Origin of the sequence: Oceaniferula flava (assembly GCF_016811075.1) — a bacterium.
GTDB lineage: Bacteria > Verrucomicrobiota > Verrucomicrobiia > Verrucomicrobiales > Akkermansiaceae > Oceaniferula > Oceaniferula flava.
Map to the genome: position 1 here is coordinate 284,614 of NZ_JAFBGL010000005.1, position 22,132 is coordinate 306,745.

Genomic DNA, 22,132 nt, shown 5'->3' on the forward strand with positions numbered 1-22,132 from the left:
TTTTTTGCTGATGCCCTCGGTTTGTCCGGCACAAATAGCTTGGCAACAATCCTTCCTGAAAGGGTGTGAATTGCGCGCTGAATTACTGACCCGATGCTTGAGCTTTCCCCTTGGAAAAGATCACCACTGGGCGCAGAGCTTGGTGTGCATGTTCTTTGCTTGCGATTTCCACCACCCGACCATCGTAGTGATAGTCTCCGCGATGATAGTAGCTGTTAGAATACTCGTTGACGTTATAGCGCACCGTGCGGGCGATCACGAAGGTGACATCCATCGTAGGCTTGTCACCGGCCACGGACTGCAGGTAATCGGTGACGTCCAAGTAGTTGTGCCGGTAATCTGAAGCGTGGAAAGAAACTGCACCGAGAAACTCGCCGTAGAGTCCGAGCCCTTTGCCGACGCCACTGCTGTAGCCGGCGTGGTTGTCTTCGATATCAATCATGTCCCCGGTGCCATCGGTGGACCCCATGGTGGTTTGGGTGATATGGTATTTCCCCAGCCCCGGCGCATCCGCCCATTGCATCGCAGAGCCTTCGCTCCAGTGGGTATCGGTCACGGCATAAACATGGAGAATTTCGCGTTCGCTTTGATCGCTTCCGCTATTTCTTCCCGAGATTTTCAGCAGCACCTGCTGCATCTCTGCCGGGGACCCCAGACGGAAACGTAGCAACCCAACATTACGCTGGGAGGGATCTGAGTGGTGGTTGGAAACCTTTATGGTGGCGGCTGCTCCGAGGCTCTCGGTGGCGGCGACTTGTTGGGTGGTGTCCTCGCTTGGGATGACCTGCATCCGGGCTGACACGGCGCCCGCCATGGGCACCTTGATCAAGTAGGCGGTGTAGTTCGGCGCATCAAACGACAACTTTTTCGCGTGATCTAACGCTAACAGCTCAGTGACTTGGCCGGTGTTGTATTCATCGACCCGTTGCAGCGACACCACCGCGCCAGCTTCGACCTTCAGCGCGCTGAGATCGATCGAAACAGGAACGCCCACACCTGAGGTGTTAGATCCGTAGATATAATACATCTGCTTGGCCTCATCGATCGCTGCCAGGGTGCGGCGTTGATAATGGGCACCGGATACCACCTCGACCGGCACCAAGGGTTTGCCGCCACAGAAATGCTTGGCATACATCTGGAAGCAGGCGCCACCGCGAGTGATCCCACCATAGTTTTTAGGCTCTTGACGACTGACATAGCTCAGCTTGTTTCCCACGCCCTCGAGTAGTTCCGGTTTTTGTGAGGCTCCGAGTTTGAAAATAAAGATCCCACCGTCCTCGCCGAGTCCGTTCGGCCCGTGCTCGCCGGAGACCTGGAGGATTTGCGCCATCGTGACGCCGAAATGGAGGTCTTCGGTATCGAGTTTCTTCTTGGTAAAGGTGCCGCCGGTATTGGTGTTGTATTCTGAAATGACCAGAGGGAGGTCCGGCATCGGGTCGTTGTCTGCGGTGGCGACGTCGTTCCGCGTTCTTAGCATAATCTTCTCCGCGCCTAAGGCGTCGCCGTAGCGGTGGTAATCGTATGAATGATAGTTCAGCGGGTTGTTTTTCCGATACTTGCCGAAGATGTCGTATTTGACTTTCTTCCACGAGATGTTGCCCCAGTTGTGTGGGCTGCTGCCTTCCTTGCCTTTGACGTAGGGTTCGGTCAGGCTGTTGTCCCAGTATGAGCCGGCGCAGACCGGTCCGCAGAGATTCGGTTTCAGGGATTTGCCAAATGCGGCATTCACATCGGCGATCGCTTTGCGCGTGGCGTCGGCATGCACCAGCCAGTGGCTTTCCCAGACATCGTAGCTGATCCAGTGGTGCGGCTCGTTGCGGTATTGATACATCGTCACATCATAGGTCGAGGCATAGTGGTAGACGATCGCATACCAGTATTTCCAGTATCTGAAAATGGTCTCCCAGTCGCCAGTGATCGGCGTTTTGCTGATGTCTCTGGAGCTGACGAGCATCGCCATGATGTCGTGGTTTGCCAGATACTGCATGTGTTCCGGCACGCCATGACGCTCGAGTTCAGTGTGCAAATGCTTCCAGTCGATGTAGTAGTTCGACGCGCTGGCCTGGCGCATGGGGTTCTTGCGAATATCTTCGGATGCTTTGGCAAAGGCCGCTGCGGAGGTGATGCTGCTATTGTCGGCCAATTGCGAAAAGCTCGGTTTAAACCAGCTCCGGTGCTCGGTGATGCCCCACCAGTTCAAGTAATCAAAGCCTGTGAGCATGGCTGTGTCGGCCGTTGCTCCCATGATCTTGGGAATGCGATGGCCGTTAGGCGCTTTTAAAACAAGGGAGTGAGGTGGGGCCGATGCCTTGTAAAGCGTGGTGACTTCACTGGCCGACAGAGCATGGTCGTATACTCGAAAATCATCCAGGGCACCGTGGTAGAACTGATCGTTGTGGCCGCTACCGATGATGAAATCGGCAGACGGATCCACCGGGGTATTCGTTCCGTTGACTTCATGCCACAGCTGCGAGTTCACATAGATTTTCATCGATCCCTCCGAGGCATTCTTGGTGAACACCCAATGATTCCAATTTCCCCACAGCAGTGATTCCTCATCTCTGGCGTAGGCCTTCTCAAGGCGGTCCCGCTTTGCAGACGTGAAGGTATCAAAGTAGATCCGGCCATTCTTGTGAGGGAAGTGGGCGTTGAGCTTTGGCTCGCCATTCACATGGGCGAAAAAGAGATTGCCGTCAGGTTTCGAAGGGGCTCCGTAGCACCAGACCGCAATGCTTAGCTCGTTGGCTGTGTTCGATAACACCGTGCCGAAATCGACAACCTGGCAGCTGCCGTCAAATTTCAGTGCACCTCCGATCAGTCCGCGTGTCCAGCTCGGGTTCACCACCTTGCCATGATATCCGCCACCGGAGGAATCCGCGGCTGTGGTGCCGCTGGTTTCATCAAATGTCCAATGCCCCACCAGACCAGCGTGAGCACTCATGCTGGTGATCATCAGGGTGGCGAACAGCGTTTTGTAAATGCTTGGAAGGGTCATGGTTGCTGGAGGGCTTATCTGGGGGATAGAGGGTGGGGGCTGTTAGGAACCTTGGTTTTCTATCTGCTCCCATCAAACCTCGTCGAGCACACTATGGGAAAAGGGAGTCATACAGAGGCAGTGGCACCGAGAGAGTCGTTGTTGTCTCCCGAGCGCTTGATAGGCGGCAAAAGAAAAGGGGAAAGAGTCAGCGCCCTGACTCTTTCCCCTAGATGCATGTAGCGGCTGGTAGTCCGCGCTTGTTTTAGCGATAGTGGCTAACGGGGCGGGGTTTCACTCCGAACTCCTCGTATTTGAATCCATCCTCCAGTGCTTTGTAATCACCCACGATATCGACCGAGCTCTTGGCATCGATCTTATCCTCCATGCCCAGTCCCCAGTAGAGAGCATTGATGGTCAGGCGACGTACTCCTTCGTTTTGAAAATCTTTGGCCGAACCCATGGTGAAGTGGAAAATGGGCGAGCTAAGCCCCTTGTTGCCCACCCACTTTTTCGTCCAGGCGATGGGAAGAGCTTCCTTCTCGGTATTCGGCGCGGCGTCTTTTTTCAGCGACTGCATAGGCTGGCCGGTCAGCAGCAAGGTGCAGTCGGCAGGAACTTTGCCGTCTTTGTGACAACGGTAAACATCCGTCGTGCCCCAGACGTCGTTCACCCCGCGCAGAATGGGGTTCTGCTTGGCCTCGGGGGCGATGATGCCCGTGGTGGCCTCGCGTTTCCAGCCACCGTGGTGACCCATGAACTTGCCGCCGAGTAGCTCTTGGAGCGACACGTCTTTGCCATTCACACGATACGGTTTGGTATCGCGCCAGAGGCCGTGGTTGGCGGTGCGGAGGGCGAGGATGGGTTTGCCGGAGTCGAAGTAGGAATAAAGATGATCGACGTCCTCGTCGGGCAGCTGCAGGAAACGTGACATCCAAATCAGGCCGTCTGCCTTGGCCAGATGTTCCATGCCGGGCACGATGCTTTTGCGGCCTTTTTCTTTGAAGGGGGAGGGCATGGTGGGATCGACTAAGCCGTCCTCATTCATCAGGAAGAGCACGGTGCAATGAAAGCCGTGATGTTTGGCGAGCGTGCGGGCCAACATGGGCAGTGCCTGCTCGGCACGGTATTCCTGCTCGGCGGCGATGAGCACGATGTGCTTGCCCTCACCAGGGCCCTTGCCTCCGGGAATGACTAACCACTGATCTGATTCAGGGACCGGATGAGGTGAAGCCATGGATGAGAGGGAGGAAAGGAGAAGTAAATAGGATGCCGCGATACGTAAAATCATAATGAAGGATGACCGATCTCATAGGGAAACGGGCGCCATGCAACAACGCTAAACTTGTTATAGCTCAGGGGGCAAAGGGTCAAAAATCTGCGTCATAGAGAGACGCTTGCTCGCTGGTGACGAGAGTGGGTTGCTACCTTCTTCCGCCGCGCCGATTGCCTTGTCGGCTCTGCTTTGGTTCAGCGGTCGGATCGTAGTTGGTATTTTCCTCAGGCCGCTGTGCCATGGTTTCTGTGAGCCGCGCTTCCATGGCCCTGACCATGCTGTGAAACTTCTGCAGCTCGTTGCCGGCCAGGTTCTTTGATTCGCCGAGGTCTTCCTTCAGGTGGTAGAGTCGATTGCTGCCCGATTCCCAGTCTCGGAGCAGTTTCCAGTCGCCGTCAATGAGTGCGGTCTGGGGAACTTGCTGCGGGCCGTGGCCGTAGTGGGGGTAGTGAAACAGCAGGCCTTTGGTCCGTTGGAAATCTTCTTCGTGGCCAGTGAGCAGGGGCGTGAGATCGACACTTTCTGCGGTGGTTTTGCGAGACCCTGACCAGGCGGCAAAGGTGGAAAAGAGGTCGGTGCCGCTGACGCTCTGCCTGCAGTAGCCGGTTTGCACATCAGGACCCAGCACGATCAGCGGAACGCGGATGCCTCCTTCGTAAAGGGTTCCTTTTCCCCCCTGAAGCGGTGCGTTGTTAGGCGTGCGTGGGTTGCCGCGAGTTCCGTTGTCAGACATGAACACGAGGTAGGTCTGGTCGGCGATCTTGAGTTGTTCAATGGCTTGGCTGATCCGTGCCAAGCTGGCGTCGAGGTCCCAAGTCATCCCGGCGTAGTCGGCTTCACGATGGAATTGACCAGCGGGAAGCGATTTGAATTTGTCGATGCTTGCCGGCTTGCTTTGGGTCGGCTCATGCACGGCATAGTGTGAGATCTGGAGGTAAAACGGTTTTCCTGCGGCGACATTTTTTCGCATGAACTCAATGCCGCGCCGAGTGAGGCTGTCGATTTCCTTGGGGTCCTCGTCAGTGCCTTTGGATTCGTTCTGGGTATTGCCGTCGTGCAGGTCGAAGCCGTAGTCACCGGCGTCATCGTTGCGGCCAATGTGCCACTTGCCGAGGAGCGCAGTGGCGTATCCTTGCTCCTTGAGCACCGATCCGATGGTCGGCTGACTGTCCGACAGACGGGTGGTCGGTTCCGGCGTGATCAGTTTCTTGCTGCCATCGTTTTTGCCCCTCCCCGGTGTGGTGATGTGCAGCTGCGCCGGTGTCAGACCGGTCAGCACCGCGGCCCGACTGGGTGTGCACAGGGCACTGGGTGAATACGCTTGGGAAAATACCATGCCACGCGCAGCCAGCTTCTCCAGCTGGGGCGTTTGGTAGTAGTCGCTCTTACTGGAAGCATCGCCCTGGATCATCGCCACGGAGGTTCCGGTCCAGCCCATGTCATCGGCGTAGATGAAGATGATGTTAGGCTTCTTGGAGGGCTCGGCCGCCACCACTGGGCTGATGGAAGTGATGGCGAGGAGGCCGCAGAGGGCTCTCTGAATGATCGCTGATTTCATCTCTTTTACGGACGTTGTGGGCGTTGCGATCCTTGAGGTCTGCCCTTTGGAGCTTCGTCCTCGGTGAGCACGCCGTCTTTATTTTTGTCGAAACGGTCAAAGTGGGCGTCTGGTCCGCCGAATTCCTCTTTGGAAACTTTGCCATCACCGTTTTTATCCTCACGCTTGATAAACGCAGCACCGCTCTGGCCTCTGTTAGGTTCCGGTTTCTTGCGTTGCGTTTCTGACGGCTGTTGCGGGCGCTCGCGTTTGCCGGACTTTTTCTGTTCGATTTCTTTTACCACGGGAGCATCCACCAGTTTCACTCCACCGCCGCGCACCAGACGCACCATGTTGTAAATGCGGATCACATCGCCCTGAGGTCCGCGACCGTAGGGGAACTTCGAGGCGTCGCCTGTTTTTGGATCGGATCGTTGTGAACCGGCACCGTGCACATCCATCAAGGTTTTCTGACCGTCTTCGCCCATCCAGCCGAGCGATCTTCCGAACGCGAAGTAGGTGGCTGTGGTGTTGCTGCGGGTGCCGACGTGGGTGCTGCTGCTCCAGTAGTGGGCGTAGTCTTTGTTACCGCCTTCGTTTTTCAGAGCCGTGCATTCAAAGATCGGATTGATCGCGGCGGAGCCTGTGGTGTCGGGTGAACGCGTGTAATCCACGATGCTCTGCAGCTCCTTGGCACTGGGGAGTCGCCAGTCGGAGTGACCGGCCAGTTTCATCTCCTCAGCGTATTTGAGCGCCGTGGGCCAGTCCATACCGCGCCCGCTATCCGCCTTCATCCAGGTCAGGCCGGTGGCGGCGTCCGTGATCGTGCCGTCGTCATTGTCCTTGAATTGGTTCACTCCATAATCACTTTTTCCACGAACGTAGAGGACGTGGAAGGTCTTCTCGCCGCGACGACTTTTGATCGGATATCCCTTGATCCGACCGTCCGCAAAATTGACGCCGAAGAGGGTTTCGTTGCCGCCCATGGTGGTGCTGACATACTTGGTGGAAGTGGCGAATTGAGAGTCGATAATCCGCTCACCCTTGGTGGGATCGCCATACTTGAAATCGAACACCGTGCGATCGATGAACGGCTTGAGACGACTGGTGTCCGTGGCGTGAGGATCGGGGTCGATGCCATCGAGCTTGATCAGCGAGTAGAGCTCTTTGATGGTGGGCAGTCGCCAGTCGCTGTGGCCGCCGACACGACATTGGGCGGCATTTTTAAGCGCCTCGGCATAGGTCATCTTTGCCCCGGGGTCCTTGGTCCACATCAGGCCGGTGACGGTGTCGGTGACCGTGCCGTCGTGCACTTGGTAGGAAGGAGCATTGCCCGCGTAGTGGGCGTCCTGACCTGGATCATCCCCGTAGGCCACCGTCTGGCCGGTATCCACGATGGGGTAAGAAAGTGTCTCCGCGTGGATCGAAGTCGCGCAGCTTACCAAGGCTGCTGCGGCGATGGTGAAATTTCTCGTTCGCATAGTGTTTGAACTATGCGGCGATTGAAAAGTTGTAGAGTTTCAGACCATCACCCTTGAGCCTGATGATTGGAAAACGATCGAAGCTGCCGCCTGGTGGGGCGACAGCTCACGGTCAATGGTTCTGGTGGATGGACCAGGTTATTTTTTCAGAGCAGCCAGAATCTCTTCGTTGCTGGCACGCTTTTTCTTAGTCCCTTCGATCTTGGCAGCCACCTTGCCGTCCTTGTCGATGATGTAGGTGTCGTATCCAGTTTGCGAATACACCTTTGTCTGGGCAGATTTTTCGTCTAACAAAATAGGAAATGACCCCTGGCTGACTTTGGCAGATTTTTTCATGCCTTCCAATCCATCGCGTTCTTCACGAAACACAACAAGCACCTCAGCACCTGCTTCCGCAAACTTGTCATAATCTTTGCGGAGCTGCACCAGCTGGCGCATGCAGAACGGGCACCAATGCGCACGATTGAAGGACAGCACTACGGTCTTCTTTCCTTCGTAGTCTTTCAGGCTGACTTTTTCGCCTTGGCTGTTCATCAGTTCGAAGCCTGGAGCCTTGTCGCCTACCTTGACCTCGGCGGCCGCTACGGCTTCTGCACCGGACTGGGCTTGAACGAGAGCGCTGCCGGCAAGGAGACTGAACATGAATGCAATATATGTGGTTTTGATCATGTCGGTATGAGAGTTGCTAGACACACTTTATTCCTCGATTGAGTGAAAATTGACGACTTTCACTGGAACGAAGCCTGAATGGCCTTCATTGAAGGCGGCCTAAATCTGCCCCTTCCACGACGAACAATAATGATATACATCCTTTTTACGGTTCGTATTTCTAGCCTTATCACGTTCGGAGTTTTTCCTCCTTGAGGCAGGGGCTTTCGAGTAACACACAGAATTATATTTATGAATCAACGACCTATTCAAGGATGCCTGGCCATTGCGGCAGGTGTCATGGCTTTCTCCGGGGGCTATGCCGAGGCAGCTCCGAAAAAGAAAAAACCTAACAAGTTTAAGTATCGCGAAACAGCACAGGTTCAAGCGCTGAATCAAGCCCCTGAGCAACCGCTATCCTTGTGGTATAACAAGCCGGCGACCCACTGGGAAGAAGCCTTGCCTGTGGGGAATGGTCGCTTGGGAGCGATGGTCTACGGCGGAGTCTCGCAGGAGATCATCCAGCTCAATGAAGAATCAATCTGGGCAGGACCACCGATCCCTGAGGTGAAGGAAAATGTCAGGAGCACGGTGGACGAAGTCCGTAAGTTGCTCTTCGCCGGTAAATATGAAGAGGCACAGAAGAAGCAGCAGGCTGTGCTCACTGGCCGGATCGCCCCAAGAAGCTACCAGACGATGGGCGAGCTCAGGTTCGATTTTGGCTCGGCAGAAAAAGTCAGCGGCTACCGCAGAGTGCTCGATCTGGATACGGCTGTGGCCACCACCGAATACAAGCTCGGCGGCGTCAGCTTTGTTCGCGAGGTCAGCGTCAGTCCGGTGGACGATGTGATCACGATCAAGATTTCCGCAGACCAACCTGGCTCGATTTCGTTTAAAGCCAGCGTCGAGCGGGATGGAAAATTCAGCACACAAGCGAGTGGCGATGACACGGTGATCGCCACTGGTCAGGCAGCCCACGGGAATCGCCATCTGGGCGTCAAGTTCTCGGCCGTTTATAAAGTCGCCGCTAACAACGGCTCGACGAAGGCAAAGAACGGGGTGTTATCGGTGAAGGATGCCGACTCCGTGGTGATCTACATTACGGCGGAAACCGACTACAACCGCGACGACACCGATCACCCACTGACTCACGACCGAGTCGCGCAATGTCAGCAGACGATTGCTGCGGCGATCAAAAAAGGATACGCCAAGGTGAAAGCGGATACCACGGCATCGCACCAAGAGCTTTTCCGTCGTGTCGATCTCAAGCTCGGAACCCCATCGAGCAAGTCGACCCTCGAGAGGTTACAGAGCTACAACAAGGGGGAAGTCGATCCCGACTTTGAAGCACTCTATTTTCAGTATGGTCGCTACCTGCTGATTGCCTCGTCCCGACAGGGCAGTCTGCCAGCCAACCTGCAGGGGATTTGGTGCAAGGATCTCGCGGCTCCGTGGAACAGCGATTATCACATCAACATCAACATGCAGATGAACTACTGGCATGCAGAAACGGCTAACTTGTCCGAATGCCATCTGCCCTTCATTAGCTACATTGAGCGACTGGTTCCTTCCGGCAAAAAGACCGCCATGGACCTCTACAGCTGCCGGGGCTTCTTTGGCAATCATGCCTCAGACGTCTGGCACTCTGTGGTGCCATTTGGCAAAGTGCAGTATGGCCAATGGGTCGTGGGAGGTGGCTGGACCACCCAGCATTTCATGGAGCACTACCGTTTCACCGGCGACCAGGTCTTCTTGAAAAACCGAGCCTACCCCATTCTGAAAGAGTCCTCCCTGTTCTTCCTTGATTGGTTGGTCAAGGACCCGAAAACCGGCAAGCTGGTGTCGGGGCCAAGCACCTCGCCTGAGAACAAGTTCCTGGCTCCGGGAAGCAAGGCACCATGTAACCTGACCATGGGACCATCCATGGACCAACAAATCATCTGGGACGTTTTCACCAATACCCTCGAAGCGGCCAAGGTGTTAGGCATTGAAGATGATTTTACCCAACAGGTCGCGCAGGCACTCAGCCAGCTCGCCTTGCCCCAAATCGGCTCGGACGGTCGACTGATGGAGTGGACCGAAGAGTTCGAGGAAAAAGATGCGGGCCACCGCCACATCTCCCACCTCTTCGGCCTGCATCCTGGCCGACAGTATAACGTTTACAACAGTCCGGAAATGGTCGCCGCCGCGCGGAAATCTATCGACCACCGCCTCTCCAAAGGTGGTGGACACACTGGCTGGAGTCGGGCATGGATCATCAACTTCTGGGCCCGCTTTATGGACGGCGAGAAAGCCCACGAGAACCTCGGCCTGCTATTTAGTAAATCCACTTACAACAACCTCTTCGATAAACACGCCCCCTTCCAGATTGATGGCAACTTTGGGGCCCCGGCTGGCATGATCGAAATGCTGCTGCAATCGCATGCCGGACAAATTGATCTGCTCCCGGCATTGCCCAAAGCTTGGGCGGACGGATCGGTCAAAGGCCTGTGCGCTCGCGGTGGGTTCGAAATCGATATGGAGTGGAAAAACGGCTCTCTCACGGCGGCCACGCTACGCTCCAAGCTCGGTAATCCCTGCAAAGTTCACTACGGGGAGACGACCAAAACCATCAAAACTAAAAAGAACGAGAGCGTTGATCTGCTCGCGCTGTTAGCTCAGTCATAGTTTCAGATTGCCGCTCCTTGACGGAGCTCGGGGGCGGCAAACAAAAGGGGCAGGTGGTTAGAGATACCACCTGCCCCTTTTTCGTGAGGAAGTTCTAGGCCGGCATACCCGTCTCCATGACAGTGGGTATCCGGCTATACGAATGGAGACCTTGTTGTAATCCTACGCTGAGGCCTCCAGCTTTTGTGTTAGTCGACCTTGGGAATGTTAGTCATGCCGATTGGTTTGCGTTTTTTCGGCGCGCTGCGACCGCTCTTTTTCAGCTTTTCGAGAAGTGCTTGCAGCTCCTTCCGTTTCTCGGCCTCCTTGTAGTAAAGGTTGGTGGTTTCACCCGGGTCTGTCTTGAGGTTGTAGAGCTGGCCTGGGGCGTCGGGCTCTTTTTCTTCCAAGGCGTATTTGGACAGCAGGCGGGAGTGGTAGGGGTTGCCGCCGGAGCCTTGGTGATCGAGATATTTCCAATCCCCCTGGCGAATTTGAAACTCACCCCGGAAGCTCTGGGTGAGCAGGTGGGGGCGGATGGACTGCGCCTGATCCTGGGTGCCAATCATGGCGGGGAGCATGTCGAAGCTGTCGGTGGCGGCCTCATCCGGGAGCTCAAAGCCCACAATCGAGGCCAGGGTGGCAAAAATGTCGGTGGTGTTGGTCATCTGGTCCGACACCTGACCTTTGGGAATCCGGCCTGGCCATCTGACGATGAAGGGCACGCGATGGCCACCTTCCCAGGCGTCCCTTTTCATGCCACGATATCCTCCCGAGGCATCGTGGTTGTGGTCTTCGCGCATCCAGGCGACGTGCATGAATTCCGCGCCATTGTCGGCATTGAAAAGGATGATCGTTTCGTCGTCGATGTTCAGCTCCTTCATCAGATCGATGGTGCGTCCAACGATGTGATCGAGCTGATAGACAAAGTCGCCGCGCGGGCCGGCTTCGGTGGCGCCGTTGAATTTTTCCGCCGGAAGAACCGGAGCGTGCGCAATCTGGGTGGAGAGCACCGCGAAGAACGGTTGTTCCGGGCGTGTCTCCCGGTGCTGGGTGATGAAGTTCTTGGTCTTGGCGTAGAACAACTCATCGACGCCGACAAATTGATAGTCGGGAGCCACCCAACCTGCGTCGTTGTCCCAGCGCCACTTGCCGCCGGGGTTCGGTGTGTTCTCGGGGTTATAGCGATGGTTGGCCGGCTTTGGGACCATGCCATTTTCGATGTAAACGTAGAGGGGATCGGTGGTCGGGCAGTTCGGGGTGATGAAAGATTCGTCGAAGCCGCGCTCATTGGGACCGTCGATCAATGGGGTGCTTTTCTCGTAGTCAATCAGCAGTGAGTTGTCGAAGCCGCCGCCGAGGCGTTTGCCATCTTTGTCGAGCCATGTCAGGCCGACGTGCCATTTGCCGAAGACCGCGGTGCGGTATCCCTTTTTTTGCAGCATGCCCCCGAGGGTCATGGTGCCAGGTTTCAGGTAGCTGGGACCGCCGGGGCCTTCAAAAGCGCCGCCGCCACGGCCAGTGGAGCGATAGATCTGTTGCCCGGAGAAGAGCCCGTAGCGGGAAGGGGAGCAGATGGTGGACGGGCTGTGGGCATCGGTGAAGCGGATCCCCTCAGCCGCCATCTGGTCCAGCCGCGGGGTTTTATAAGCGGCTTTCTGATTGTAGGCGGAGAGGTCTCCGTAGCCGAGGTCATCGGCATAGATGATCACAATATTCGGCAGCTTGGCAAATGCCGCGGCCGATAAGGAGAGAAAAATAGCGGTGGTGAGCTTGAGCATTGCCTCCATTTACGGATGGCAATGCCGTGCTTGTTCAAAAAATCACGGGTGCACTGAGGTGGGGCGTGTCAATCAGAGGAGAGGGGCTCGCCGATGTGCTTATTCCATGACCTCTTCCGCCTCGAAGCGGAAGAAGGCCTTGCTTTGTTCGCCGGTGAGCATCTGGTAACGGTAGGTGGAAAACTGCCCGTCAGCCTGATCCGGTGAAAGCTCGCTCAGTGGCAGGTCGTCGATTTTCCACTGGTTCAGATCCGTAGACCACGTTGGCTTGAGACGTGCGCCCGACATCGGGTAGCGAGCACGCACACTGAGCGCGCCATCAGTGATGGTGACCTGCCTGGAGCCTCCTTCATCAAGCTGTCTGGGGTCGCCGCCGAAGACGAATTCCTCGATGTTGCTGCGGCCGTCGCCGTCCATGTCTCCATGGGGCAGGGTGTCTGCCTGCGGCACCGAGCTGTGGCTGCGGCCAGTCATCATTCTGAATTGCTCGTCACTCCAGTCGTGATAATTGGTCATCCGGTTCGCTTGCACCGGTGCATCGATAAATCGGAACGCCTCGCTGACGATGGAGGCGTCCGGATAGGAGTGGCCCAATCCGGGAACCCAGTATTCGTCCATGATGAATCCTTGGGACCACCATTGGGGGTAGTAGCTGCGGAAAAAGGAAGCGGAGGCATCTTCTTCGCCGGCCATCCAGACAAAACGTTGATTCTGTGCGACGAATTCATCCCACTCGGTGTCGGTCCAGCTTTCTCCGTAAAGTCCGTAGTAGTAGTTGATCGGTAACGCGTGGGCCACACAGACGGCACCGTGATAGACGTCGGGATAAAGGAGGGTGCAGAGCGCGGAGATCAGAGCCCCACCGGAAGACCCGGCAATGTAGACCCGCTCGGGATCCACTTCATACTCGTCCATCAGCGATACCGTGAGGTCGAGGATGCGTGCGATCCTCCATGGGTCAGGGTTGGCGTTACTGGTCTGTTCTGCGGAGGCACCGATCAGATAATGGTCGTCCATGACGCTCTCGAAGCGATTGACATCGAAGGCTCCCAGAGCGGTGTTCACAAAGATCAGTAAGCCGATGGGTTTGTCCGGCTCGTAGGCGTCGGGAACATAGACTTTTCCTACCTGGGTGCCAGCTGGGTATTGCACCTGCTCCTCGACGGTCATGGTTGCGGCGTCAGTGCCGTCGAAAATTTTCAGAACACGCCAGGTATCAAGTCCGCTGAGTTGTTTCGGGGTTGAAAAGTAGCCGTCAATGTCGGCGGCGTATTTCAGGTGGGATCCCCAACCTTCCAGAGTCCCACGCACGATGGCATCCCCCGGATCGGGAACATTCCTGCTAGAGATAAAAATCACTGGGTCGTTGTTCACTTCGATCGTTTGCACCCGGCTAGGAGAGAGGTCGATGTTGGCTGATGCGGTTTCGGCGAGCGCTCCACCATCGCGGCGGTCTTTGTTGTTGGATCGCCACAGTGACAGCGTGTTGTGTTCATCGGCCTCAAGCCAGTTGATCACCACTCCGTATTCGCGGCCTTTCTGGAGGTTCGTTAGAGGAGAGCTGAGGTTGAAGGTGATGTGGTCACCGGTGACCATCGATAGCCCGGCGAGTGAGAAAATTTCATCGGAGTCGGCGATGAATTCGTTTTGCTCCAGTGAAGTGTCACCCGTTCCGGAGTCGCCGGTATTGAGGTAGAAGGAAAGGCGCACGGCGGCTGCGGAGCCGAAGCTCTGGGCGATGGCGCTCTTAAAGGTGATCGCACCGAGGTCGTAGCTGCCTGTGCCGGAAACGACGAAGGTGGTGCCACCGATCGATTCCGAGCTATTCACCTTCTCGATCTCCGTGCCGTAGGGGTAACTGGTGGAGCGGATGTTGCGGTTGATGTTTTTCAGCAAAATGTCTGAGGAGGGCAAAATCGCATCGGGGGCTTGTCGCGTCACCAGCACCGTGCCGGTCGGCGTCCCCACGGGTAAGACCGTGACACTGGTCGTGGCCGATCTGTTTCCTACTGCGTCAGTGACCTCCAGGGTGTAGACGGTGTCCTCGCTCGGCTGAACGCTGACCGTGACTTTGCCGTCGTTAGGCACGGCGTCGGTGGCGTCGATCGCTCGCAGGTCGGTGACCGAACTTGCCGGCGTGCTCGATAGCGTTGCGGCGCTCGCCGATGGATCGTAGACGATGTTGAGATCCACCGAGTCGCCCACGATGATGAAGCTGGATGAGGCGGTGACATAAGGTGGCTGCAACTGGGGTGTCGTGGTGGTGAGTTTGACTTCACGAATGGCATTGTCAGCCGACCCCTGGGTTCTGGAGCGGAAAAAATAGGGGAGATTCAGGTCGATGTTCGTCGTCCCCGAGCCATTGATCCCGCCATACGAGTAGGTGTAACTGCCATTAGCGGCGACGTTGAGGATGAAGCTCTGCTCGGTGCCGGCGGTTGTGGCAAAGGGGGTGATGTTAGAGGTTTCGCCAATGCCCGCATTGCCATCCGCATCCCACTCGATGATGCCGGTGGAAATACTGCCATTGCGCGGAGTGAGACTGATGCCGATGCCGTCAGCCGGGGCGATCGAGCTGTCACCGCTCGCGGTATCGAACAATTTCGTCGTTTCATCCTCAGCGGCTAAGCCTATGGAAAAGTGGTTGGAAGGATAGGGCGTCGTGCCCGTTGCTCCGAGATCAAAGATGATTTCCAAGGTGAACCCCTCGCTGATGAAGAAGGGGGAGTCACTGTAGAAATTGTTGACCCGGTTCCCTGTGGAGGCGGTTCCGGCAGTGAGGTTTCCGTCGTCTGCCCACAGCCAGCCGCCACCGTTCGATGCCACCGCGCGGCCACCTCCGCCGATACCGGCATTGGTTTCCAATCCATCACCGTCGAATGTATCATGGTAGACGATCTGCCCGGTCGCATGCGTGATGCAGCTGCATGAGAGGAGAAGGAGGTGGGAAAGTTTTGTAGTCATGGGTGTGGAAATACCGTCACCTCACCGCCGTGGTGGCTCGCAGGCTGAGATGCCCGGAGCTGTGTTCAGGGTGAGTTGAAAAGGCTGGGTGCGTTGCTGTGCTTAGGGGCTGATCGAGCAATATCTGTGCTCGGATTTTATAGCGGCAGACTATAGTTCCCTGCCCCTGCGCACCAAGGAGATTTTCCGGGTTGATGAAAAAAGTCCTCTACCTCTTAGGTGGTCGCTGGGCGCGATGCTGTGAGCGTGTAAAATAAGTTTAGTCAGCGTCCTTTACTGAGTTTTAACACAATTGATGGGTCTTCACATATTCCCTTAACGTGAAGGGGGCATATTTCGAACAACACCAAGAGCTCTGGAGATCTCTCTCTAACAAAAACCAAAACCCATTGATGAAATGAAAGGACAATCGCATTTTATAATACTCGCCAGCACGCTACTTGCTGTGACCGCGATGGCAGAGGAACAGAAGCGGACTTATCCTCTTGTTGATACTGGACAGATCCGAACTTACGCCGGAAATAATGAAATTCCTTACCCCAAGGCGGGTGAAGCCTACTTTGGTCAGGATGCTCAGTTTTCAGCCGCTCCGTTCTCCTTCACCGATAATCACGACGGCACCGTCACGGATGCCAATACCGGCTTGATGTGGCAGCAGGTCCCCAGTGCGAAGGGTTTCGGCTGGAAAGAGGCGATCGAATACTGCAACGAACTCAAGTTAGGCGGTTATGACGATTGGCGGATTCCCACTCTCAAGGAGTTGTTCTCGATCAGCGATTTTTCCAGTGGCTGGCCCTATCTGGATACTCACTATTTCACCCTAGCCACAGGGAACGTCTCCAAGGACGAGCAATACTGGACGTCCAATGACTACAAGGTGGGCACTACCCACAACGGTGCGCATTCCGCATTTGGAGTCAATCATGTCACGGGTCACATCAAGGCTTACCCCTCCGGCGCGGGAGGACCGCGTGGAGGGAAGTGCGTGCGAGCTGTTCGCGGCAAGGTCTATGGTGAAAATGCCTTCAAGGAGAATAAGGACGGAACGATCACCGATGAGGCAACCGGGCTGATGTGGATGACAGCTGATGCCGGTAAGGGAATGGAGTGGAAGGAGGCGCTTGCATACGCTGAGTCATCGACCCATGCCGGTTACGACGACTGGCGTCTGCCCAATGTCAAGGAGCTGCAGAGCATCGTGGATTACTCCGGAGTTTTCCCAGCGATTGAGCCTCTATTTGAGTGCTCTCCGATCACCAACGAGGCGGGTGAAAAAGACTACCCCTATTATTGGACGAGCACATCGGCCCAGTTTAGCAAACGGAACCCTGGATACCACTACGCTTGGTATGTTGCCTTTGGTCGTGCGGTCAATGGGGAGGGTATCGATACCCATGGGGCTGGCGCCGTGCGCTTCGATACCAAATCCGCGTCCGGCCCTGATGGGGAAGGCGGCGAGCGTTATACGAACTATGTCCGACTCGTTCGCGGTGGAGTTGCCAAACCACGCGCTTCTGGTCCTGAAATAGAGAAAGTTCAGGCTGTCGCGGCGCAAGAAGAAGGTGGCCAGCGCCCTTCCGGTCCGCCACGGGGGGAGCGCCCTAACGGAAATCGACCAGGTGGAGAACTTCAAGGAGGTCCTCCGCAGGCTGGTCGTCCAGATGGTAAGGCGTTCATAGCTCGATTAGATAAGGATGGCGACGGCAAGGTATCCAAAGCTGAATTCGACGGCCCCGCCGAACACTTCACCCAAATCGATCAAAACGGAGATGGAAAGATCGATGCCCGCGAGGCGAAAAATGTGCCTCCAAAAGGTGGTCCACCTCAAGAAGGTGCCCCGTCGAGATAATCCGAGTGGATTGGAAAGACGGTTTCGTTTCGCAATAGGGCAGGCACTTAGGGATCGACGCGAGCTCTAAAAAAGAGGCGTGAGTGGTTCCTGGGTAACAGGCTGTCTTTGGACAGACTCCACGAACCTCTCACCTGTCCTTGGGAATCCACAGATTTGATATCCTGCAAGCCAGGAGGGTTGTCATACCATGTTTCCATATCGAGGCTATATTGCGGGGTAATGGATTGGCCGAGCAAGAAGGGGAGCTGATAGTTTACATCGATCGCACCCAGGCCGTCGCTTATTTCCAGAGCATTGATACGTTTCGTTTCCAAGCTCCAACGTGGCCGACTTGCTTGCAGGGTGGAGGAAGACTCCACTTGATACCCCCAGAACTGGAGCGGGCCAATAGATGTTGTTAGGTCGAAGTTGAGCACCGTGGTGCCAATCGTAATCGTGCCAATTCCAGTGCTTGGATTCAGTTGCATCTGGCACTCGGCTCGCTCGGAAGGGAAATCTGCGGCAGCCAAGGTCGTGCTCGTCACCGCTGAGCCGGCGTAACTGATTTCCAAGACAGAATTGCTGGCGTTGATACGAACTGCCAAGCACTGCGACGGGGTGTTGCTTGCTCCGAGTAAGAAGGAAGCGGCCCCTCCCGACGGGAATTGCATCGTCCACGTGAAGGTGGCTTCTTGGGTTAGGCCGCCGCTGAATGGCAAGTAATTAAAACCACTGCCGGTTCCGCTCGCTGTTAGGCTGTAGCCGTCGGCAGCACCACTGCCGTCGCGAGTGCCGATCTGATAAGCTGCCGGAGTTAGATTGGACCAAGTAAAGAACTCATCGTCTGCCTTGAAGTAGGTCGAGCGAGTCACCTCGTGCGTCCCTTCAACGAGCGGAATAAGGTTCTGGAGAATGGTCGTTTCTGATGCCGAGAGGTCTGTCGTTTCGTAGGGATCGTTGCTCAGGTTAAACAGCTCGTAGGTTGGTGCGCTGCCGTTGTTGGCGCGATCGCGGACAATTTTCCAATCGCCCTGGCGCACCGCCCGCCAGCGCCGACCGCCTTCGGTAAAATACCAGTAGTGATAATCGCGAGGTTGAAGGTCGTCTTTATGGCCGCCGAGGAGGACCGGCAGAATGGAACGTCCGGTGACCTGGGTGGGCGTCGAAATACTGGCGAGCTCGGCGAAGGTGGGTAGCATGTCGGCAAAGGTGCCGATGACATCTGAGGATGAACCTGCTTCGATCGTGCCAGGCATCCAGGCTACGAATGGCGAGCGGATACCGCCCTCGTAGCAGTCTCGCTTCGCGCCCCGGAAGTCCGCGTAGCCAGATTTCAGGTGTTCGGAGGTGAGGAAAGTGGGCTCGTCTTCGCCGTTATCGGAGCTGAAGATCACCAGTGTGTTGTCATCGATTCCTAGTTCCACGAGTTTGTCCATGATGCGGCCGGTGTCGCGGTCGGCAGCTGAGACCATGGATGCGTAGCAATGGTCGTTGAAGTCAGGCATCGTGGGGACATCGGCATCAGCACCGAAGGGCATGCCTGGATACACTTCGTTGATCATGGTTTGGTTCAGATCGGAAGTATCGTAGACCAGTCCGTCTTCATCAGTTAGAGCGGCTAGCGTGGCGGCCGGATACATGTAGGCATGCGGCGGAGTCCAAGCGCAGTAGAGGAAGAATGGGCGGTCGGCATTTTCTTCGATGAATTTGAGGCCCTCGGCCACGACGACGTCGTGCGAGCAGACGTTTCCTGAGTTGTCTGTCCAGGAGTGCATGATCTCGTTGTAGTTGTGGGCTCCTGCGATATAGAGGCTGTCACCTGCTCCTAACTGATCCGAGTTGAAGTAGATTTTCTGATCGTTTTTCCATAGAGACTTGGGGAAAAACCTGTGTGCGGCAGTTTGGCTGAGGTAGCCGCAGAAGAAATCAAAACCCTGGTTCCAAGGAGCACCAGTTGAGGTTCCCATTCCCCATTTGCCGACGCAGCCAGTGGTGTATCCTGCCTGTTGGAGCACTTCTCCGATGGTGATGCGTGTGGGGTGAAGGTTTTCTCCAGAGTTATGACGGTCTTGAGATCGTCGAGTGTCCTGGCCCGTCATGAGGGAGGATCGACAGGAATGGCAGACTGGGCTGGCGGTGTAGAAGTTGGAGAACATCATTCCCTGGCTCGCCATGCTATCGATGCGTGGTGTTTTCAGAGTAGCTTGACCATAAACTCCAATTTCGCGTGTATCGAGATCGTCGATCATGATGAAGATGATATTCGGACGCCTGGTAGGCATGTGGCTGGCATCAAAGGGGTCAGAGCCAAGCCTGATTTCTGTGCCGTCTGGAACATCGTCGCCGTCACTGTCAGCAAGCATTGGATCTGTTCCGGTGTTACCCGTGGAAACAAATATCCCAGTCCCCGTCTCTACACCGTCGAGCAGATCGTCGTCATCACTGTCTGAGTCCAATGGGTCGGTAGGACCGGCGATTTCGACGCCGTCATCGAGACCGTCGTCGTCGGAGTCCGGATCGTTCGGCTTGGTTCCCGCTGCATGTTCGGCTGCGTTATCGACGCCGTCATTGTCGGGGTTACCGTTCGCGTTTTCGTCAAGATCTTGGAAATAGAGGTATTCCCAAGCATCCGGCAGGCCATCGTTGTCGGAGTCCGTGTTACCACCATTGCTAGAGCTGCCATGGAGGATGTAGCGCACGTGGCGGGTAGTAGCGACGGAGTGGTTGGTGTTTGTGATCGTAGACCGTCCGCCGTCGACGCCTTCGTTATACTGGAAGTAATCGGGGCTCGATGAGCCCGACCCGTAATAGGTGAAGAAAAACCCGTAATCTGCGTTTTCTTCTACAGTTAGAGGCGTGCTTAGCTTGAAGGTGATGTAGTTGTTGTTAGACAACTGACCGTCTATAGTGAACGCTTCGGCATAGAGCGGGGTGACGGTGCTGCCCACGTAGTAGTCGTCCCCGTCGTTAGACCTTGAGTGACCTGTTCCTGTGTTCCACTCCGCGACAGTGCCCTTGTAGATCCGTAAGGTAATCGTGTCGTTGAAGAAGGTTTGATTGCCGTTCTTGTGGATCGTGATCGACGTGATTTCGTAATGGGTCTCGGCGCCGTTGCCGAGGTAGAAGGTCATTCCTCGGGCGTGGTCGCTATCGCTGTCTTCGTCCTTGATTCGCGAATAGGTAGTGCCTGTGTTGTTGGAAGATAGGATATCGCTTGTCGGGGCAGTGGTGGTCACAGTCACCGTTTGGCCGATGGCTTGGTGAGTAAGCACGATGAGGGCTGCGGCTACGGTTGAGAATTTGATCGTCATGAATGCAGAGCGTTTCTGAAATACCTTGTCCGCGCTACTCATGGATTTGTTAACTCCAAGATCGTCAATATGCAGAACTGAGATTTCTCTTTATGGAAACTAGTTCTTTCACCCCGTGTGCCAAGGAAATTCCACGAACGGACGCTTTGATCGGGGCTCAGCAAAGAGGAAGGGCGCTCTGTGTGAGCTATTCGTCCCTGTGCCTCCGTTCCGCCACTTCAAACAAATTGCAACTTCCGTTCTGCATCCGGGTTTCTCTCATCAGATCCATGAAACTTCCGATGTTCTACCTTGCCCTCGCGCTGATCTCCAGCCTTTCAGCGCAAACCAGTCCGTCCCGCAGCCAGTCCGCTGGTCACGCATCGTCACTGCTGAAAAGCGGTAAGATCCCGGACCTCACTGCCGTCACCGATCAGGGGAAACCGGTTAAACTCCGCGAACTCTGCGCAGGCAAATTCACGGTTCTCGCATCCGGCTGCCTCACTTGCCCGGAGTTCCACAAATCCTACCCGGAAATTGAAGCCGCGCGCGCCGACTATGCCAGCGACAAGGTGCAGTTCTACTACTTTTACAAAAGCCTGCGCCACCCGGAACTCGGAGGGTATGTCGACGCCCAGAACATCAAGGAGCGACTGCTGCAACTCGCCGAAGCTCGCAAAAAACTCGCCACCCAAACCCCATGGCTGGCCGATACCATGGACGACTCGCTGCGCATCGGACTCGGCGCCAACTCGCAATCCGTTTATCTCATTTCTCCCGAAGGTGAAATCCTCTACGCCAATGGTAAGATCAAGCGCGCAGACCTACGCAACGCTCTCACCAAAGCCCTCGGAGCCCCGGAAAAAACCACCTTGGCCGCCGACCTCAAACTGCCCCGCCTCCAACGTCCGCCCCGCTTGGTCAACGAAGATTCCAAACTCGGAGTCAAACGCCCGGAAGGCCTGACCATCCTCAAGATCACACCCGCTGATCCGGAAAAAACCTACTACGTCAAACTCCGTGCCGAAGGTGACGACGCCCTGATCAAAACTGGCACCGGGCGACTGTTTCTCGGCTTCTATCCGGACCCCATCCACGATGCCTGCTGGAACAACCTCACCCAACCCATGCGCTACCAACTCACGCTCCCCGAGGGCATGACCGCTACCCCCGCCGAAGCGTCGGCTCAAGTGGGCCATGGCGACAAGGACTCGCAACCTCGCCAGTTCTGGGTCGATATCAAATCCAATGGAACACCCGGACCGATCGAGCTGAAACTCGACTACTTCGGCTGCACCCCGGACATGTGCATGGCGCTGACCCACGGCTACACCATCGAACTCAAAGACCAAAACCGCGGCTCCCGCACCTACGGCATGAACCGAGGCGGCCCGCGTGCCTCCAAGGGGACACGAGGATCTGGGAAACGCGAAACCGCCAAGCGTGAATCCCCGCGAGATGGCGCAGGCCAAATCACCCAGATGGATACGAACAAAGACGGATCCGTGAGTTACCAGGAACTCCTCGCCTCCGCTCGCGCAAAGCGGGGAGACCAAGTGAAGCCGGAACGAGTCAAATCTCGATTCGACTCCATCGATACAAATAAGGATGGAAAAGTCACCCCTGAGGAATTCAGCCAAGCCCCCCGCGGCGGCAATCGTCCTCAGGCTTCGCAGTAGCTTGGGAAGGCAACGAGCATTCGCA

11 protein-coding genes are annotated in these 22,132 nt (G+C 56.0%); 3 read left to right on the plus strand and 8 right to left on the minus strand.

From position 1 onward, the window contains the following. Positions 1 to 82 precede the first annotated feature (82 nt). From JO972_RS09680 to JO972_RS09700, 5 genes are all read right to left on the minus strand, one after another. Positions 83 to 2,995, minus strand: a complete 2,913-nt coding sequence (locus tag JO972_RS09680; protein ID WP_309489837.1) for a LamG domain-containing protein — start codon at positions 2,993 to 2,995, stop codon at positions 83 to 85. A 244-nt stretch (positions 2,996 to 3,239) separates the two neighbouring features. Beyond that, positions 3,240 to 4,265, minus strand: a complete 1,026-nt coding sequence (locus JO972_RS09685; RefSeq protein WP_309489838.1) for a ThuA domain-containing protein — start codon at positions 4,263 to 4,265, stop codon at positions 3,240 to 3,242. Between the two features lie 133 nt (positions 4,266 to 4,398). Further along, entirely contained in the window at positions 4,399 to 5,808 is a 1,410-nt protein-coding gene (locus tag JO972_RS09690) for a sulfatase (RefSeq protein WP_309489839.1), read from the minus strand. A gap of 5 nt (positions 5,809 to 5,813) precedes the next feature. Then, a complete protein-coding gene (locus tag JO972_RS09695; RefSeq protein WP_309489840.1) occupies positions 5,814 to 7,268 on the minus strand; it encodes an Lcl domain-containing protein in 1,455 nt (484 codons plus the stop codon). Positions 7,269 to 7,406: 138 nt separating this feature from the next. Then, positions 7,407 to 7,937 carry a peroxiredoxin family protein gene (locus JO972_RS09700; RefSeq protein WP_309489841.1) on the minus strand — a complete coding sequence of 177 codons (531 nt, stop codon included), beginning with the start codon at positions 7,935 to 7,937 and terminating at the stop codon, positions 7,407 to 7,409. 231 nt (positions 7,938 to 8,168) lie between these two features. Here JO972_RS09700 and JO972_RS09705 point away from each other — a divergent pair, with 231 nt between their 5' ends. After that, positions 8,169 to 10,583 carry a glycoside hydrolase family 95 protein gene (locus tag JO972_RS09705; RefSeq protein WP_309489842.1) on the plus strand — a complete coding sequence of 805 codons (2,415 nt, stop codon included), beginning with the start codon at positions 8,169 to 8,171 and terminating at the stop codon, positions 10,581 to 10,583. 188 nt (positions 10,584 to 10,771) lie between these two features. Here JO972_RS09705 and JO972_RS09710 read toward each other — a convergent pair whose 3' ends face one another. Together JO972_RS09710 and JO972_RS09715 are read right to left on the minus strand one after the other, a co-directional pair. Beyond that, positions 10,772 to 12,352, minus strand: coding sequence for a sulfatase family protein (locus JO972_RS09710; protein ID WP_309489843.1), 1,581 nt, complete (start codon positions 12,350 to 12,352; stop codon positions 10,772 to 10,774). Between the two features lie 90 nt (positions 12,353 to 12,442). Beyond that, positions 12,443 to 15,307 carry a PHB depolymerase family esterase gene (locus JO972_RS09715; protein WP_309489844.1) on the minus strand — a complete coding sequence of 955 codons (2,865 nt, stop codon included), beginning with the start codon at positions 15,305 to 15,307 and terminating at the stop codon, positions 12,443 to 12,445. 397 nt (positions 15,308 to 15,704) lie between these two features. Between JO972_RS09715 and JO972_RS09720 the strand changes: the two genes are divergently transcribed. Continuing rightward, positions 15,705 to 17,156 carry an Lcl domain-containing protein gene (locus JO972_RS09720; RefSeq protein WP_309489845.1) on the plus strand — a complete coding sequence of 484 codons (1,452 nt, stop codon included), beginning with the start codon at positions 15,705 to 15,707 and terminating at the stop codon, positions 17,154 to 17,156. Between the two features lie 47 nt (positions 17,157 to 17,203). On the opposite strand, the gene JO972_RS09725 is transcribed toward JO972_RS09720, so the two are convergent. Beyond that, positions 17,204 to 20,449: a sulfatase-like hydrolase/transferase gene (locus tag JO972_RS09725; protein WP_309489846.1), complete on the minus strand. Its 3,246-nt coding sequence runs from the start codon at positions 20,447 to 20,449 to the stop codon at positions 17,204 to 17,206. Between the two features lie 269 nt (positions 20,450 to 20,718). On the opposite strand from JO972_RS09725, the gene JO972_RS09730 reads away from it, so the two are divergent. Beyond that, positions 20,719 to 22,107 carry an EF-hand domain-containing protein gene (locus JO972_RS09730; protein WP_309489847.1) on the plus strand — a complete coding sequence of 463 codons (1,389 nt, stop codon included), beginning with the start codon at positions 20,719 to 20,721 and terminating at the stop codon, positions 22,105 to 22,107. Positions 22,108 to 22,132: the final 25 nt, after the last annotated feature.

What these genes read in the sequence shown, in the direction of transcription:
- JO972_RS09685 (WP_309489838.1), bottom strand. Translation starts at nt 4,265, where the DNA reads ATGATTTTACGTATCGCGGCATCCTATTTACTTCTCCTTTCCTCCCTC.
- JO972_RS09720 (WP_309489845.1), top strand. Translation starts at nt 15,705, where the DNA reads ATGAAAGGACAATCGCATTTTATAATACTCGCCAGCACGCTACTTGCT.
- JO972_RS09725 (WP_309489846.1), bottom strand. Translation starts at nt 20,449, where the DNA reads ATGACGATCAAATTCTCAACCGTAGCCGCAGCCCTCATCGTGCTTACT.
- JO972_RS09700 (WP_309489841.1), bottom strand. Translation starts at nt 7,937, where the DNA reads ATGATCAAAACCACATATATTGCATTCATGTTCAGTCTCCTTGCCGGC.
- JO972_RS09695 (WP_309489840.1), bottom strand. Translation starts at nt 7,268, where the DNA reads ATGCGAACGAGAAATTTCACCATCGCCGCAGCAGCCTTGGTAAGCTGC.
- JO972_RS09690 (WP_309489839.1), bottom strand. Translation starts at nt 5,808, where the DNA reads ATGAAATCAGCGATCATTCAGAGAGCCCTCTGCGGCCTCCTCGCCATC.
- JO972_RS09705 (WP_309489842.1), top strand. Translation starts at nt 8,169, where the DNA reads ATGAATCAACGACCTATTCAAGGATGCCTGGCCATTGCGGCAGGTGTC.
- JO972_RS09730 (WP_309489847.1), top strand. Translation starts at nt 20,719, where the DNA reads ATGAAACTTCCGATGTTCTACCTTGCCCTCGCGCTGATCTCCAGCCTT.
- JO972_RS09715 (WP_309489844.1), bottom strand. Translation starts at nt 15,307, where the DNA reads ATGACTACAAAACTTTCCCACCTCCTTCTCCTCTCATGCAGCTGCATC.
- JO972_RS09680 (WP_309489837.1), bottom strand. Translation starts at nt 2,995, where the DNA reads ATGACCCTTCCAAGCATTTACAAAACGCTGTTCGCCACCCTGATGATC.
- JO972_RS09710 (WP_309489843.1), bottom strand. Translation starts at nt 12,352, where the DNA reads ATGGAGGCAATGCTCAAGCTCACCACCGCTATTTTTCTCTCCTTATCG.